Raw genomic sequence first — 15834 nt, forward strand, 5'->3', positions numbered from 1 at the left:
TCGCTCACCCCCTGACGGCCCGCGCCACCCGCCCGTACTGCTCCCGTACCTCCCGGTACCGCAACAGCTCCGCCGCCACCGGATCGAGCACCCGGCCCCGCCCGCAGCTCGCGGCCGCCTCCCGCAATCGCCGTTCCGCGTCCTGGCCGTAGCGCCGCGCCGGGCCTCTCGCGGCCATCCGGCAGCCCCACTCCACCAGCGGCCCGCCGACGATCCCGCACACCATCAGCAGCACCGGAACCCCCAGGTTGGGTGCCATGACACCGGCGATCTGGCCCACCAGCCACAGGCCGCCCACGACCTGCAACAGCGTCATCGCCGCCTGCACCAGCACCGCCGCGGGCCACCATCCCGGCCGCGGCGGCCGCCCCGGCGGCAGACCGGCCCGCTCGGCGAGTTCGTCCAGCGCCTCGGACAGCCCCTCGGACCCCCGTACGGCCGCCTCGCGCACCGCCAGCGCCCAGGGCGCCGGCAGCCCGGCCGAGGCCCGGTCGGACACCGTACGGACCGCCTGTTCCACGCGCTGGCGGGCCGTCGCCTCCTCGTCGGGCTGGGCCCGCACGAGGTGGCGGCCGGTGGTGGACTCGCCGCGGTGCTGGTACCAGCGCCACAGCCGCAGCCAGGGCGTGCCGCAGGCCCGGTTGGCGTTGCGCAGCCAGGCGCGCTCGGCGGCCTCGCCCGCCGCGGTGGCGCCCACCGCGTCCGCGAGCCGCGCGGCGAACTCCTCGCGCGCGTCCTCGCTGAGGCCCGTCCGCTGCCCGGCGGCGTAGACGGGCCGCAGCCCGGACGCGGTGGCGTCGACGTCGGCCGCGACCCGGCGGGCCGCCGCGCCGCGCTCGGCCACGAACTGGCCGAGCGAATCGCGCAGTTCGTCGACGCCGTCGCCGGTCAGCGCGGACAGGGCGAGCACGGTGGCGCCGGGTTCGCCGTGCTCGCCGAGGGCGATGCCGTCGTCGTCGAGCAGCCGCCGCAGGTCGTCCAGGACCTGGTCGGCGGCGTCCCCGGGCAGCCGGTCGACCTGGTTGAGGACGACGAACATGACCTCCGCGTGGCCGGCCATGGGCCGCAGATAGCGCTCGTGCAGCACGGCGTCGGCGTACTTCTCCGGGTCGACCACCCAGATCACCGCGTCGACCAGCTTCAGGATCCGGTCGACCTGCTTACGGTGCTCCGGGGCGGCGGAGTCGTGGTCGGGCAGGTCGACCAGGACCAGCCCGCGCAACTGCGCCTCGCCCTCCGGGGTGTGCAGCGGACGGCGGCGCAGCCGGCCCGGGATGCCCAGCCGGTCGATGAGGCTCGCGGCGCCGTCGCTCCAGCTGCACGCGATGGGCGCGGCCGTGGTCGGACGCCGTACCCCGGTCTCCGAGATGGCCACTCCGGCGAGCGCGTTGAACAGCTGTGACTTGCCGCTGCCGGTCGCGCCCGCGATGGCGACGACGGTGTGCCGGCCGGACAGCTTCCGGCGGGCGGCCGCCTCCTCCAGGACCCGGCCCGCCTCGGCGAGGGTGCTGCTGTCCAGCCGGGTCCGGGAGAGCCCGACCAGCTCGCGCAGCGCGTCCAGGCGGGAGCGCAGCGTGCCGTCGTAGGCCAGCGGGGCGGGGATCTGGCCGCCCGAGCCACGGCCGCCGCCGTCCAGTACGGAGGCGCGTTCGGCGGCGAAGGCGGCGGCGGTGGCCTCCGTGAGCCGCCGGGCGATCAGCCCGTCGCCCCACGGCTCCCCGGACTCGCCCGGCTCCCCCGGCCCCGCCGACCCGGCTGTTTTCACCGACTCGGCCGGCCGTACCGCCTCGGGACCGGCGCCTGCGGCGGGGTCCCGGGGGGAGGGCGCGGTGGGGGTGGCGGGGGCGGTGGGTGCGGTGGGGACACGGGGGTGCGGCGGCGGGAGCCGGCGCTGGTACGACGGGGCGCCGGCCGGGCCGCCCCTCTCGTGCGCCTCGCCCCGTTCCTCCCCGCCCTCGTCGTCTTCGTAGACATCGCGATCGACGTGACCGGCGCGACTGCCGTGACCGCTGTGGTTGTTGCGATTGCTGTGATTGCTGTGACGGGTGTCCTCGTACGTGCCGGCGAAGTCCGCCACGCGCGCGTACGGCTCATGTACGGCGGCCTCGACCGCCGTGTCCGCACCTCCGGCGCCCTTGATGGCGTCGGCGTCGTCGGCGCCGGCCCGGCCGTCCGCGGCCCTCTCGATCGGCTCCACGCGCGCGTTGCCGTCGTGCTCCGTGCGTTCCGTGCGCCCCGTGCGCCCCATGTGGTCGGTGTGATCCGTGTGGTCCTGGTCAGTGACGGCGGTCACCGGTCACCTCTCCTTCAGCAGTGCGGACAGCGCGGCGATGAGTTCGGCCTGGGGTTCGGGATGGACGTCGAGGGCGTCGAGCGGGGCGAGGCGCCGTTCGCGTTCGCGCTGCATGACGCGGTCCACGCGCTCGCCCAGCAGCCGTCCGGCCCGGTCGCGCAGCCGCAGCGCGCCATGGGCGCCGAGCCGCTCGGCGAGCCCTTCGCCCGCGGTGCGCGCCCGGCGTCCGCCCAGCAGCGCAGTGGCGACCAGGGCGGCGACGGCCTCCGGATCGGGAGCGGCGCTGCGTTCCAGGTCGCGCGACTCCTCCTCCGCGTACTCCTCCAGCTCGCGCCGCCAGCGCCGTACGGCGAGGCCGATCCGGTGCTCGGTGCTCTCCACGGTGGAGTCGCCGGCGGCGAGGGCGGGGTCGTTTCCGGCGGGCTCGCGCCGCCAGGCCTCGTCGACGCGCTCGTCGGCCGCGGTGACGGAGCACAGCAGCAGCGCCGCCAGGCTCTCCACGAGCGCGTCGAGGAGCTCCCCGGCGGCGCAGTCCAGCGGGAAGGCCCGCCAGCGCTTGAGGGCGTCCCCGGCGAGCACGGCGCCCGCCTGCAGCCGGTCGCGTACGCGCGCGTGCTCGCTGTCGTAGGCGGCCTCCACGGCGGAGGTGAGCCGGAGCGCGGCGGCGTACTGGGCGGCGGCCTCACCGGCCAGCTCGGGCATGCGGGACTTGAGCGAGTTCAGCAGGCCGGACGCGGTACGGGTCATGACCTGCTCGCGAGCGGCGGGGTCCTGGGCGTGATGGACGAGCCAGCTCTTCAGCTGCGCGACGGCGGTGGCGGGCAGCAGGCCCGCGCCCCAGGCCGACTCGGGCAGTTCCGGCACGGTGAAGCGGGGTACGTCGCCGAGCCCGGCCTTGGCGAGCAGGGCGCCGTACTGCCGGGAGACCTCGGAGACGACCTGGTGGGGCACCCGGTCCAGGACGGTCACGAGGGTGGCGTCGTACTCCTTGGCGGTGCGCAGCAGGTGCCAGGGGACGGCGTCCGCGTAGCGGGCGGCCGTCGTGACCATGATCCAGATGTCGGCGGCGCACATCAGCTCGGCGGCGAGGACACGGTTGTCGGCGACCAGCGAGTCGATGTCGGGGGCGTCGAGGAGGGCGATTCCGGGCGGGAGCGTCTCGGTGGTCTCGACACGCAGCACGCGCGCGGGGTCCTCGCCGGGGAGCAGGAGATCGTCCGCTGCCTCCTGCCGGGGCTCCCACACGCGCGCGAGATCGGGCAGCACACGCATGCGGCGGAACCAGTGCTGATCCTCCGGATGGCAGACGAGGACCGGTGTCCGGGTCGTCGGCCGCAGTACGCCCGCCTCGCTGACCCTGCGGCCGACGAGGGAGTTGACGAGCGTCGACTTGCCGGCACCGGTGGACCCGCCGACGACCGCCAGCAGCGGCGCCTCGGGTTCCCGCAGGCGAGGAAGGAGATAGTCGTCGAGCTGGGCGAGGAGTTCGTCGCGGTTGGCACGCGCGCGTGGGGCCCCGGCCAGGGGCAGCGGAAAGCGTGCGGCGGCGACACGGTCGCGCAGCGCGGAGAGTGTGTCGAGCAGCTGAGGCCGAACGTCCAAGGTCACCACATGCGAAGAATGCCCAATTTTAGGGGAATTCTGAAGCATATAGACATGTCTGCGCGCCGACGGAACAGAACCGGCAGAAGGGACGACTGGGACGCGGGCACTGTCCAGGCATAACGAGTGCACAACACCCGGTGCGTCGGACGCCAAAAGCGATGCACGATTCGTACCTGCCTGCGATTATCAGGACCGCTTCACCGAACCTCCACATCGAGCCACGGAGGCGAAGCGACAGGGTCGAGGAACAGGGAGCTTTATCCTTGGTCCCGCCACCAGGCCCCCGTAGCTCAGTGGATAGAGCAGGCGCCTTCTAAGCGCTTGGCCGCAGGTTCGAGTCCTGCCGGGGGCGCCCGTGCACAGCCCTCCCTCGGGAGGGCTTTTTGCTGGTCAGGGGCAGGGTGGGCAGATGTGGAGATCGTCTCCGCTTGCCGGTGGACAGGGGGCGGGACGGATTCGGCCGGATCCGGGGCGCCCGTTCGGGCCCGGGTGGCCTCCTCCAGGCGGTGCTCGACGCGGTCCGGCAGCGCTTCCCGGCCAACCCGAACGATCTGCTCCGTGCTCGTGGGGTGCCAGCCGTCAGGGTGTGCCGGAACGCCTCACCTGCCGCACGCGCCACACATGCCGTACGGGTGACGCCCGGTCGTCGCCCCCTCCGCCGTACCCACCCTCCCCTCCCCTCCCCTCCCTTCGAAGAACCGGTCGGGGATTACAGTCGCGGCGGGGAAAGGAGAGTCGACATGCGACTTCGCTGTGCGGTGCTGGACGACTTCCAGGGGGTGGCTGCCGCGCTGGCCGACTGGTCGGTGGTCGAGGAGGAGGTCGAGGTCGTCGCGCTGCGCGAGCATCTCGCCGGCGAGGACGAGCTCGCCGCGGCACTCGCCGGGTACGACATCGTCGTCACCCTGCGCGAACGCGTCGCGTTTCCCGGGTCGTTGCTCGCCCGGCTGCCCCGGCTGAAGCTGATCGTGGCCTCCGGGATGCGCAACAGCGTCATCGACTACGCCGCCGCCGAGCAGTACGGCGTCACCGTGTGCGGCACGCAGAGTTCGGGCATCCCGCCGGCCGAGCTGACCTGGGCGCTGCTGCTCGGCCTCGCCCGCGGGATCGTCGAGGAGAACACCGCGCTGCGCACGGGCGGCCCCTGGCAGTCCACCGTCGGCGTCGACCTGCACGGCGCCCGGCTCGGGGTGCTCGGCCTCGGCAGGATCGGCGGCCGGGTGGCCCGGGTCGGGCTCGCCTTCGGCATGCGTGTCAGCGCGTGGAGTCCGCGCCTGACCAAGGAGCGCGCCGCGGAGCACGGAGTCGAACTGGCCGCGTCCAAGGAGGAGTTGCTCGCCGAGAGCGACTTCGTGTCCGTCCAGGTGCCCGGCGGTGACAGCACCCGCGGCCTCATCGGCGCCGCCGAACTGGCCCTGATGAAACCGACCGCCTACCTGGTCAACACCGCCCGGGCCTCGGTCGTCGACCAGGACGCGCTGCTGGCCGCGCTGCACGAGGGACGGATCGCGGGCGCGGGTGTCGACGTCTTCGACGTCGAGCCGCTGCCCGCGGACCATCCGATGCGCACGGCGCCCCGGCTGCTCGCCACGCCCCACCTCGGCTATGTCTCGCGGGCCAACTACACGACGTACTACGGCCAGGCCGTGGAGAACATCCAGGCGTATCTGGCCGGCTCTCCGGTACGCCGGCTGCCCTGAGGCCACGAGGGAACCGGACGATAAAAGGGTGATCCCCGGACGATCACCGTGACCACCCCCACGCGGCGCCGTTGAACGGAAAGTGCGGCAGCTGGTCTGCCGCCGCACTCTTTCCGAGCAACGCATAAGGAGAACGTGATGTCTCGCATCGCGAAGGCAGCCGTCGTCGCTCTCGGCACCGGCGCCGTGGTGATCGGTGGGGCCGGTCTGGCCCTCGCCGACGCGGGAGCCGAGGGCGCGGCCGTCGGTTCCCCGGGTGTCGCGTCCGGCAACGCGGTCCAGGTCCCGGTCCACGTCCCGGTCAACGTGTGCGGGAACACCGTCAACGTGATCGCCCTGCTGAACCCGTCCTTCGGCAACACCTGTGTCAACATGAGCGAGACGGGCAAGCAGGACGATCCTGGCTACGGCGACTCCAACGACGGCCACTGATCAGGCCGACGAGCAGGATCGTCCGACCGGCACGACGGTCCGGTCCGCGGACACCCAAGAGCCCCGGCACACACTCCGAGCGCCGGGGCTCTTCCCCTGCCCGCGGGCGGACGCATGCGTACCGGTGGATCCGGCTCGGCGGGAGCTTCGCGTACCGGGCGACGGTCCGACCGTGCCGGTCGTCGGCCACACCGGGCGGCTCGGCCGAGCGCGCCGCCGACCGAGCGGTGCGCCCGATTGTGGGTGTCCAGCGGCCCGCCGCGTGGGCGAACGCCCCGGTCGTACGTCACCTGCCGGTCGGAGCGCCGCCCGTTGCCGCCGGGCAGGTCCTTCGTCCGGGGCACCGAGGCCGTCGTACGATCCCGGGTCCAGTCCCGGTACGGCACCGTCACCGATGAGTCGATGCGGCGCAGCGCCCGCTCCAGCTCCAGCTGCCGTACGAAAGCGGCGGTGCCAGGGCGGGAAGGACGGTGCCTCATGCGCGGTGTACAGGCCGGTCTCGCCGTCGGGGATGGAGCAGTCGATGTGTCTGCGCGCGAACTCGTCGTACTCGCCGCGCCGTTCGAGCTCCAGCAGGGCGTTCACCGACCGGCGCCGCTCGCTCGCGCTGAGCCTGCTGACGTCCTCACCCGGGTAGGCCAGGCCGACCCCCCGCCACCGTGTCCTCCATGCCGCCCATGGCCCCCGTCCCCGCGTCGCCGACGCCCATCGGGCCCGGTGCCACGTCCTCGCGCAGCCGCTGGCCGGGGCCCATCTCGTCCACGGCCGCCCGGGTCGCCTCCAGCGGCGTGCGGTACGACGTGTAGTGGTCGACCATGCTGAGCCAGGTGCCGTCCGCCCGCCGCATCAGATGCAGCGGGCGCCCGTCGATGACGATCCGCCAGTCGTCCTCGTCCGCCCCGCTCACCGCGGCCGGCACGAGCACCCCCTGGATGCGGCGGCCCCGGTACACCTCGTCGAAGGAGGTGCCGTCGAAGGCCCGCACCGGGGGTGTGGGCCGGGAGGCGGCGACGACCGGGGCGAGCGCCAGCGCGGCGGCGGAGGCCAGCAGCCCCCGCGCCGCCTCTCTGCGCGACGTTCTCGCCGGCCCCGCCTGCGCACTCGACCCCTGCCCCGCGCCCACCGCCACTCCGCCCGCATCGACGACCATCGCTCGCTCCTTGGGGATTCGGTTGTCCGTGTCCGGACAGCCATGACCGGATGTCCGTACCGGCTAACCGGCGCGGGGCGCGGAGGGTCACCGCACTGGGGCCATCCGGTGGGGAGGAGCAGGGCCGGACGGGCACCGGCGGATGTGGTGCGTACGGGGATGCGGGGCGTGCGGGGGCCTCGGGACGGCGGCGCTACAGCCCCGGCCCGGTGGACAGGTCCCCGTTCGTGACCGTCTGGAGGACCGGCGCGATGACGCCGAGGGCGGGCTCCTGGAGGGACGGGAGGCCGTGGTTGGCGACGCTGGGCTGGGTCAGCGGGGCGTCCATGGCCACGCCGGGAGTCATGGTGCGCAGGGGGTTGGCGGGCAGGGTGACGCCGACGTGGTCGGCACCCTCGCCGAGGACGTCCGGGATCGGGGTGCGCAGGTGGGCACCGGGCAGGGCGCCGTTGAACGGCACCTCGGGCAGGGTGCGCTCGGGCATCAGGTGGCCGGGGACGAAGCGCGGGCCCTCGGGCGGGGTCGGCATCAGCAGCGGCACCGGCACCTCCAGGCCCGCCTGCGGCACCTCCGTGCCGAGGACCCTGGAGGCTCCGCCCAGTGGCACGGGGACGGGGACCGTGCCGACGGCGGCTGCGGGGGTGGCTGCGGCACCCACGGCGGCCGCGACGCCCGTGAGGACGGCGGCAAGGGTTCCTCGGGTGGTCGACTTCATGTCAGGTACGGTCCCTTCCAGGATGCGGGAGTTCGGCGTCCGTACCGCGTAACGAGCCCGAAAACCGCTTCTGTTCACAATTCGCCCGGCTGCCGTAATTGCCCTAACAGTCGACTTGTCCACTCTTCAGCTGGTCCAGAAGTCCCACCAGCGGGTCAGGACCAGCATGCCGATCACCCCGATGTGCAGCACCGGGAGCGGCCAGGTGAACTCGTCGAGGAACCGCTTCAGCCAGACGGGCGCGGGCAGATAGCCGTGGGTGACGACCAGCGAGGTGGCGTACCAGAACATCAGGATCGTGGCGGCCCAGGCCAGGCAGCACCACAGGCACAGCGCGTCGATCCGGTACAGGGACTCGAACTGGAGCCAGGAGACGAACGCGACGCCGAACAGGCAGCCGGCCTCGAACAGCAGCCAGTACCAGCCGGGGAAGCGGGCCCCGGCGATCAGGCTCATGCCGACGCACACGACGACGCCGTAGGCCACCAGGCCCAGCATCGGGTTGGGGAACCCGAAGACCGAGGCCTGGGGGCTCTTCATCACGCTGCCGCAGGAGACCACCGGGTTGAGGCTGCATCCGGGGACGAAGTGCGGGTTCTGGAGCAGCTTGAACTTGTCGAGCGTGATGACCCAGGAGGCGAGCAGCCCGGCCGCCCCGGTGATCACCAGCAGCAGCCCGAGCCCCCTGCCGCCGGCCAGGGCCCTCGGCATCAGTGGCGCCTGCTGGTGGCCGGGAGCACGATGTGCGCGGCGGCGTTCAGGGTCTCGTCGGCGCCGGCGAAGGCGGCGAGGTCGGCCGCCTCGACGGTCCTGCCGGGCCGGCCCTCGGGCCAGGCGCGGGTGGTGAACACGAGGTAGGCGTAGCCGCGCTCCTTGACGGCGGCGAGCCACTCCGGCGGCGCGTCGGCCTGGGCGACCAGCTGCGGCATCCGTACGACGGCCTGGCCGGCCTCGACGAGCAGGCTGACGGGCAGTCCGGGCCGGTCGTAGCCGTCGACCAGGTCGCCGCCGACCGGCAGTTCGCTGTCGGCCAGCAGGTGCTCGACCGCGGCCGCGGTGGTCTGCGGGCCGCCCTCGGCGTCCCCGAGGGAGTAGGCCAGCAGATACGGCATGTCGGCGCCGTCGGGGGCCTCACCGCTCCAGGCGAGCAGGACGAGCGTGCCGAGGTCGGCGGGGCGGAGGCCGCTTGAGGTTGAGGTCACCGCGCGACCGTATCGAGGCCTCCGCGGTCCGCCGGGCGGCTGCTCACCCTTCCGGACCACTGCCCCGCCCACCGCTCCACACGATCGAGGGAAGGCGGTGACAAGGGATCGGCGCCGTTCGCCGGCGATCGCCTGAGTCCGGGCGGCGACGTCCACCGCCCACGCGGGAGCCCGGTGAGCACTCGGCGCGGAGGGGCACAGGCTGTCGACGCGGGCGGCGAGAGCGTGCCCGCGGGGACCGGGAAGTCGTCGACAGACCCGGTCCAACGCCGAAGCCCCCGTTCCGCGCACCGGCCGAACCTCACCGCATACGAACCGACGACCCGCGGGACACGGGTCTACTGGGGCAGGCCGCCGAGCAGCGGGGCGTGCTGGTTCACCGCGCCGGTGGCGCCCTTGACCGTGTGGAGCATGGAATCCTTGTTCTCGGTGTCGAGCGCGTCCGACTGGTGCTGGAGCGGCATCGAATCGTCGAGGGTGATCGAGCCCTTGGAGAGCTGGTTGACGGCGCCGTTGAGGGTGGGCGTCACGTCGGTGGCGGTGTAGGCGAACGCGGGCGCGGCGACGCCCACGAGGGCCACGGATCCGGCAACGACAGCGGCAGCCTTCAGGGACTTCATCGTGTTCCTTTCTTCGGCAACTCACGTCACCCGGGGATTTCTGACGCCGTGCCTAACGACATCCGGCCGGACCGGAAACCCCGCACCGAGAAGACATATGAGATCCCCCTGGGATCCCCGGGGAACGACGCGTGGGAAAAGCGCTCGGCCGCCGTACCCGGAGGTACGGCGGCCGGGGTGTGTCCGTGCCCTGGACTCAGTGGGCCGAGGGCTGGGACTGCGCCAAACCCCCCACGGTGCCCAGGACGCCGCCGAGCGTGCCGGTCAGCAGGTTCACCAGGCCGGACACGACGCCGGAGGCAAGCGACACCACGGTGGACAGGCCGGAGGTGACCCCCTTCAGGAGCTTGGCGACGCCGCCCTGAAGGCCGTTCAGCTCGTCGTCTCTGAGGTCGCGGGTCGAGGACGGCTTGGCGTCGGTGAGCTTCGCGGCGGCCGGATGGGCCGGGGCCGCGGGAGCCACAGGCGCCGCAGGAGCCACAGGCGCCGCAGGAGCCACAGGCGCCGCAGGAGCCACGGGGGTCACGGGAGCCGCCGGCTTCGCGGGCGCGCCGGGTGCGAGGGGCGTCGCGGGTGCCGTCGGTTTGACCGGGGGCAGCAGGGCCGGGTCGGCCTTCGCGGCGGAGATGGCCTGCTGGGCCGCCTCGCCGAGCTTCTTGGCCTCGTCGGCGTCCAGCTTGCCCTTCGTCAGCGACTCCCTGACCAGGTCGATGACCGGCTGGAGGACGGTTCCTGTGCCGTCCAGGACTCTGACCTGGACGAGCAGTTGCTCCGCGCTCGGCGCGGGGGACTCGGCGGTGCTGTGGGTGCGGCCCGTGTCGGCGGCGACGGCGGCGGGGCCGACGACACCGACCAGGACGGCGGCACAGAGGACAGTGGACGCTACGCGCAGCGTGGGCAGAGCACGCATGGGGTTCCTTTCGGCGGACATGAGGGAGCCCACAAGGGGCCTGAGCTCACCGTCCGTGCGCCGATCGCGCTCTGCAACCGCGCGGACGCCATTCGTGATCACCTGTGATCCGTCCGGCGGAAGGCGAAAACCGGCCGTCCGCGCCGCGGCGGACGCGCGGTGCGGACGGCCGTCAGAAGGGGCGCGTCCCGGCGTCAGTCGTTGACGCAGATGTTGCCGGCCGCCGGGTTCAACGCACCGATGACGTTGACGGTGTTGCCGCAGAGGTTGACCGGCACATGGATCGGGGCCTGGAGAAGATTGCCCGACAGGACGCCCGGCGAGTTCTTGGCGCTGCCGATCGCGCCGGCGTCGGCAGAGGCCGCGCCGGCGGCGCCGGCGACAGCCGCGACAGCGGCGCAGGTCAGGACCAGACCCTTCGCGATACGCGACATGGAGAGGTACTCCTTGGGAATCGAGACAAACATCCGGGCGGACACCCGGCCTTGTGTCCAACGCGACCGGACGCCGGGAGTTGTGCCGCCAATGGTGTGATGTAAGCAAAGGCACTTCCTTTCACACTTCCGACACACTTGTCCATTTTCTTCAGATTTCCCCGGATTAATACATATAGCGACTAGAGTTGCGGATCTCTCCAGCACATGCGAAAGGGCACCGCCGCTCATGCGCAAGTTCCTGGGTCCGCCGCTGTGCACGACGACGGGCGCCCGGCTCACGCTCCCCGCCGGGCCCCGGCGTACGCGGGTCGCACGCGGCGGCCGCGTCAAGCCGGCGGACGACGCGATGAACGCCACGACCAGCGAACCGGGCACCGTACCCGCCCGGCGGACCTGCACCTACCCCAACGCGTTCGGCCACGGCAGCGACGTGTGCGATCCCGGACCGGCCCTGCCGGGCGGCGGTGACCCGCCGAGCTCACACCTCACCCCCCAGCCGGACGCGGCATGGGCCGGTGTGCTCCTCGCCGCCGTGGGCGCACAGGCGTGAGGCGCGTTCCCGACCACCGTCCCGAACGCCCCCTGCGAACGAGGAATCCCACCCATGCACCAGTCAGCACCCGCCCCCCGGCCCCGGGTCCTGCACCTCGCGCAACCCGTCGACGGCGGTGTCGCCCGGGTCGTCCTCGACCTGGCGCGCGCCCAGCTCGCGGCGGGCCTCCACGTCACGACGGCCTGTCCGGACGGCGAACTGGCCGAAGGACTACGGGAGTTGGGCGCCGACGTCCGCCGCTGGCAGGCCGGCCGCGCCCCGGGCCCGGGTCTGCCGGGTGAGGTACGACGCCTCGTACGGCTGATCGACCGGGTGCGGCCCGAACTGGTGCACGCGCACAGCGCGAAGGCGGGCCTCGCGGGCCGGCTGGCCGTACGCGGCCGGATCCCGACCGTGTTCCAGCCGCACGCCTGGTCGTTCGAGGCGGTCGGCGGCACCACCGCGGCACTCGCGCTGCACTGGGAGCGGTGGGGGGCGCGCTGGGCCGACCGGGTGGTGTGCGTCAGCAAGGCGGAGCGCGAGACCGGGCTGCGCGCCGGTGTGCACGCCGCGTACACGGTCGTCCCGAACGGCATCGACACCGAGCGCTTCGCCCCGGGACCCCGCACCGCGCCCCTCCCGGCGTCCGACCCCGCGGCGCCCGTCGTGGTCTGCGTCGGCCGGCTCTGCCGGCAGAAGGGCCAGGACCTCCTGCTCGGGGCCTGGGCGCGGGTGCTCGACGCGGTGCCGCGGGCGAGGCTCGTGCTCGTCGGAGACGGTCCGGACCGGGAGGCGTTGAGGCACCGGGCCCATCCGTCCGTCCATTTCGCCGGTGCCGTCGGCGACGTGGTGCCCTGGTACCGCGCCGCCGACCTGGTCGTACTCCCCTCCCGCTGGGAGGGCATGGCGCTCGCCCCGCTGGAGGCGCTGGGCTGTGGCCGGCCGGTCGTGGTCACCGACGTCGACGGCGCCCGCGAGAGCCTGCCGCCCGCCCTCGCCGCGCGCTGTCTGGTCCCGCCGGAGGACCCCGCGGCACTGGCCGGGGCGATCGCCGCGCTGCTGTCCGACCCGCCGCTGCGCGCCGCGCTGGGCGAGTGGGGGCGCCGGCACATCCTGTCCACGCACGACGTGCGGCACACCGCCGAGCGGATCTCGGACGTCTACCGCGAACTCCTCGACGCGCGCACGGAACCACGTCCGCGCGTGCCCTCCGAGTGCAGGGAGTCCATCCACCCGTGACCGCGGAAAGAACCGTCCCCTCCTCCGGGGCGCACCCCTGGGATCCCGGGCTCCCGGCCGTCTCCGTCCTGCCGGCCCGCGCCGCCGACGGCTTCCGGTTCCCGCCGCGGCGCCCGCCCGCCCGGCCCGCCTCGCCGCTCCCCCTGCTCGCCGCCGACCTGCTCGCGGCGCTGGCCGGCGCGGCCGCGCTGGACGCGGCCGCGCGCCGGCCGCTGCTGGTCACCGCGCTGGTCTCGGGCGCGCTGCTGCTGCGCCCGCACGCGGCCCGGCTCGTGCCCGGCGTCCTCGACGAACTGCCCGCGGTGTGCGGGCGGATCGCCGTGGCCTGGCTGGGCCTCGCCGCGCTGCTCGCCACCTACACCCCCGAGCTCGCGCTGAGCGCCCGCACGCTGCTGCTCTGCTGGGCGCTGCACGCGGCGGCCGCCTGCGCGGGCCGGGGCGCGGTGCACTGGCGCCGCCGCGTGGCGCTGCTGCGCCGCCCGCGCACCGCCCTGGTGATCGGGCCCGCCACGACCGCGCAACGGGTGGCCGCCGCGCTGCTGCGGCACCCGCGCTGCGGGGTGCGGCCGGTGGGCGTCGTCACCGACCGGCCCGACGGCGGCCACGGCGGGCTGCCGGTGCTGACCAGCGGCGAGGAGGTGGAGCGGGCACTGATCCAGAACGGGGTGCGGACCGTGCTCACCGTCGACCCCGCCGTACGCACCGGGCAGGGGCCGCTGCTGCGGGCGCTCGCCGAGTCGGGGTGCACGGTGTGGGAGCTGGACGCGGACTCGCCGTCGTACGAGATGCGCGACCAGCTCGCCGGGTTCGGGCTGCGGCGGCTGGAGCTCGGCTCGCGGCGGCGCGGCAGTGCCGGCAAGCGGCTGCTGGACGTGGTGGTCGCCGGGACGATGCTGGTGCTGGCCGGCCCGGTGCTGCTGGCGTGCGCGGTCGTGCTCCGGGTCACCGACGGGCCCGGCGTGGTCTTCCGGCAGGAACGCATCGGCATGGACGGCCGCCCCTTCACGCTGCTGAAGTTCCGCACCCACCGCCCGGCCGACGAGCACGAGGCGGCCACCCGGTGGAGCGTGGCCGGTGAGCACCGGATGAGCCCCTTCTGCCGGTTCCTGCGCCAGACCTCGCTGGACGAGCTGCTCCAGCTGTGGAACGTGCTGCGGGGCGACATGAGCCTCGTCGGACCGCGCCCCGAACGGCCGTACTTCGTCACGCAGTTCAGCCAGACCTACCCGGGCTACGCGGCCCGCCACCGGATGCGCACCGGCATCACCGGGCTCGCCCAGATCCACGGGCTGCGCGGCGACACCTCCATCGAGGACCGGGCCCGTTTCGACAACGCCTACATCGACAACTGGTCGCTGTGGCGGGACGTCTGCGTCCTGCTGCGCACCGCGGCCGCGCTCGTGCGCTCGACGGGGAGCTGACCGATGGCCCTCGCCTCGCCGCTCGCCCGCCCCTGGCGCAGCGCTCCGGTGCTGCCCGTGGCGGCCGTGGTCGCGCTGCTCGCGCTGCCGGCCGACCCCGGCGCCGAGGGCGGCGCGGGCCCCGCCGACGCACTGTCCGCGCTGGTGGTCGCCTACTGCGCCGTACGACTGCTGCGCGACCGGGCCCGCCCGCTGTCCCGCCGGGCCGCCGTCCTGCTCGGCCTGCCCGTGTTCGGCGTCTCGCTCGCCGCGCTGCACGCGGTCACGCCGGGCACCGGCATCGCCGGGCTCGGCCGCTACCTCCAGATCTTCGTGCTGGTCCCGGCGGCCGTGGTGCTGCTCCTGCGGGACCGCCGGGACCTGCGGCTGCTGTCCTGGTCGTTCGTGGCCCTCGCGCTGTTCCAGGGCGCGATCGGCGTGCACCAGTACGTCACCGGCACCGGCGCCTCCTACCAGGGCCAGGACATCCGCGCGGTCGGCACGTTCGGGTCGTCGGACGTGATGGGCATGGCGACGGTGGTGTGCTACGGGCTGGTCTGCGCGACGGGCCTGGCGCTGGGCCGCGGCCCGGTGCGCGTCCGGGCCACGGCCACGGCGTGCGCCCTGGCCCTGCTGCTCCCTCTCGCGCTGTCGTTCAGCCGGGGCGCCTGGATCGCCACGGCCGTCACGCTCACCGCGCAGCTGGTGCTGGCCGGGCTGCGCCGGGCGCTGCGGGCGGGGGCGGTGGCCATGGCCGCGTGCGTGGTCCTGGTGGGCGGGTTCGGGATGGGTACGACGATGCTCCAGGAGCGGTTCGACAGCATCACCCAGGTGGCCGACGCGCCGGACCAGTCGGTCACCGACCGGTACACGATGTGGGCGGCGGCCGTCGACATGTGGCGCGCGCACCCGCTGACCGGCGTCGGTCTGAAGGGCTTCCCCGAGTACCGCGACGGACACGCCTCCCTCGCGCTGTCCTCCGGCAGCGACACGGAGGGCGCGGGCGCGGCGTTCCGGCGTCAGCCGCTGCTGTCCCCGCACAACATGTACCTGCTGGTCCTCGCCGAGCAGGGCCTGATCGGCCTGCTCTGCCTCGTAGGCGGCTGGCTGGCCCTGCTGGTGTGCGCGCTGCGCGGCCTTTCGCGCAGCCGGGCGCCCGGCGGCCACGGCCTGGACTGCGCCCTGACCGCGTGCGGCCTGCTCGTCTGGCAGCTGGTCGACTTCGCCTACGCCGACATCGGCGGCCCCTCGACCGTCCTGACGGCGGTCTGCTTCGGCCTGGTCGCCTGGTGGGCGCTGGCCGGAGCGGACGCCGCGGACGGCACCGCCGACGTGCCGGGTGGGACCGGCACACCCACGAAGCGGGGAACGACGACGGGGAAGGCGGCCCTGCGATGACACCGACCACACGAATGCCGTGCGGGCCGCGATGCCGGGTACGAGTTCGGGTTCGGGTACGGGTACGGCGCCGGGTGCTGGTTCGGGCTCGGCACGAGGGGCGGGTTCGGTGCCAGGGGCGGGGGCGGATCGGATGACGGCCCCGAGGATCGAGGACGCGCCGGGCCCGGAGACCGGCCCGGGACCGGCATCGGCACCGGG

The 15834-nt window shown here is 74.0% G+C and carries 15 protein-coding genes, 1 tRNA gene and 1 pseudogene; 7 read left to right on the forward strand and 10 right to left on the reverse strand.

Annotation, left to right across the window (positions count from 1 at the left end):
* Positions 1–4 precede the first annotated feature (4 nt).
* Both ACFC8N_RS02575 and ACFC8N_RS02580 read right to left on the reverse strand, forming a co-directional pair.
* Positions 5–2293: a GTPase gene (locus tag ACFC8N_RS02575; RefSeq protein WP_362819630.1), complete on the reverse strand. Its 2289-nt coding sequence runs from the start codon at positions 2291–2293 to the stop codon at positions 5–7.
* Positions 2294–2296: 3 nt separating this feature from the next.
* On the reverse strand, positions 2297–3904 hold the full coding sequence (locus ACFC8N_RS02580) for a dynamin family protein (RefSeq protein ID WP_356022966.1): 1608 nt from the start codon (positions 3902–3904) through the stop codon (positions 2297–2299).
* Between the two features lie 273 nt (positions 3905–4177).
* Here ACFC8N_RS02580 and ACFC8N_RS02585 point away from each other — a divergent pair.
* The 3 genes from ACFC8N_RS02585 to ACFC8N_RS02595 all read left to right on the forward strand — a co-directional run bounded on the left by ACFC8N_RS02585 (position 4178) and on the right by ACFC8N_RS02595 (position 6030).
* Positions 4178–4250 (forward strand) — tRNA-Arg (locus tag ACFC8N_RS02585).
* A gap of 388 nt (positions 4251–4638) precedes the next feature.
* Positions 4639–5598 carry a D-2-hydroxyacid dehydrogenase family protein gene (locus ACFC8N_RS02590; protein WP_376285670.1) on the forward strand — a complete coding sequence of 320 codons (960 nt, stop codon included), beginning with the start codon at positions 4639–4641 and terminating at the stop codon, positions 5596–5598.
* A 138-nt stretch (positions 5599–5736) separates the two neighbouring features.
* Positions 5737–6030, forward strand: coding sequence for a chaplin (locus tag ACFC8N_RS02595; protein ID WP_356022971.1), 294 nt, complete (start codon positions 5737–5739; stop codon positions 6028–6030).
* Between the two features lie 196 nt (positions 6031–6226).
* Here the strand turns inward: ACFC8N_RS02595 and ACFC8N_RS02600 are convergent.
* The 8 genes and pseudogenes from ACFC8N_RS02600 to ACFC8N_RS02635 form a co-directional block, all read right to left on the reverse strand.
* Positions 6227–6672 (reverse strand): annotated as a pseudogene (locus tag ACFC8N_RS02600) (tyrosinase family protein); the annotation flags it as partial.
* A complete protein-coding gene (locus ACFC8N_RS02605) occupies positions 6656–7180 on the reverse strand; it encodes a tyrosinase family oxidase copper chaperone (RefSeq protein ID WP_356022973.1) in 525 nt (174 codons plus the stop codon). The pseudogene ACFC8N_RS02600 and the gene ACFC8N_RS02605, both read right to left, overlap by 17 nt.
* A gap of 193 nt (positions 7181–7373) precedes the next feature.
* Positions 7374–7895, reverse strand: a complete 522-nt coding sequence (locus ACFC8N_RS02610; RefSeq protein WP_376285674.1) for a hypothetical protein — start codon at positions 7893–7895, stop codon at positions 7374–7376.
* A gap of 126 nt (positions 7896–8021) precedes the next feature.
* Positions 8022–8606 carry a vitamin K epoxide reductase family protein gene (locus ACFC8N_RS02615; protein ID WP_376285677.1) on the reverse strand — a complete coding sequence of 195 codons (585 nt, stop codon included), beginning with the start codon at positions 8604–8606 and terminating at the stop codon, positions 8022–8024.
* Positions 8606–9097 (reverse strand): DUF5949 family protein, encoded by a 492-nt coding sequence (locus ACFC8N_RS02620; RefSeq protein WP_376285679.1) that lies wholly within the window; start codon positions 9095–9097, stop codon positions 8606–8608. Before ACFC8N_RS02620 ends, ACFC8N_RS02615 begins: the two co-directional genes overlap by 1 nt.
* A gap of 338 nt (positions 9098–9435) precedes the next feature.
* A complete protein-coding gene (locus ACFC8N_RS02625) occupies positions 9436–9717 on the reverse strand; it encodes a hypothetical protein (protein ID WP_356022983.1) in 282 nt (93 codons plus the stop codon).
* Between the two features lie 196 nt (positions 9718–9913).
* On the reverse strand, positions 9914–10627 hold the full coding sequence (locus ACFC8N_RS02630; protein WP_376285682.1) for a hypothetical protein: 714 nt from the start codon (positions 10625–10627) through the stop codon (positions 9914–9916).
* Between the two features lie 194 nt (positions 10628–10821).
* The gene (locus tag ACFC8N_RS02635; protein ID WP_356023268.1) at positions 10822–11061 is read right to left on the reverse strand and encodes a chaplin; all 240 of its coding nucleotides are present in this window, start codon (positions 11059–11061) and stop codon (positions 10822–10824) included.
* Positions 11062–11290: 229 nt separating this feature from the next.
* Here ACFC8N_RS02635 and ACFC8N_RS02640 point away from each other — a divergent pair, with 229 nt between their 5' ends.
* The 4 genes from ACFC8N_RS02640 to ACFC8N_RS02655 are packed head-to-tail and all read left to right on the forward strand — an operon-like array spanning position 11291 to position 15633.
* Positions 11291–11614, forward strand: a complete 324-nt coding sequence (locus tag ACFC8N_RS02640) for a hypothetical protein (protein WP_356022985.1) — start codon at positions 11291–11293, stop codon at positions 11612–11614.
* Positions 11615–11668: 54 nt separating this feature from the next.
* A complete protein-coding gene (locus ACFC8N_RS02645; RefSeq protein ID WP_376285685.1) occupies positions 11669–12835 on the forward strand; it encodes a glycosyltransferase in 1167 nt (388 codons plus the stop codon).
* Positions 12832–14256 (forward strand): sugar transferase, encoded by a 1425-nt coding sequence (locus ACFC8N_RS02650; RefSeq protein WP_376285688.1) that lies wholly within the window; start codon positions 12832–12834, stop codon positions 14254–14256. The genes ACFC8N_RS02645 and ACFC8N_RS02650 overlap by 4 nt, the downstream gene beginning before the upstream one ends.
* Positions 14257–14259: 3 nt before the next feature.
* Positions 14260–15633: an O-antigen ligase family protein gene (locus tag ACFC8N_RS02655; RefSeq protein ID WP_376285691.1), complete on the forward strand. Its 1374-nt coding sequence runs from the start codon at positions 14260–14262 to the stop codon at positions 15631–15633.
* The last annotated feature ends 201 nt before the right edge of the window (positions 15634–15834 follow it).

Source organism: Streptomyces sp. NPDC055966 (assembly GCF_042269865.1).
GTDB lineage: Bacteria > Actinomycetota > Actinomycetes > Streptomycetales > Streptomycetaceae > Streptomyces.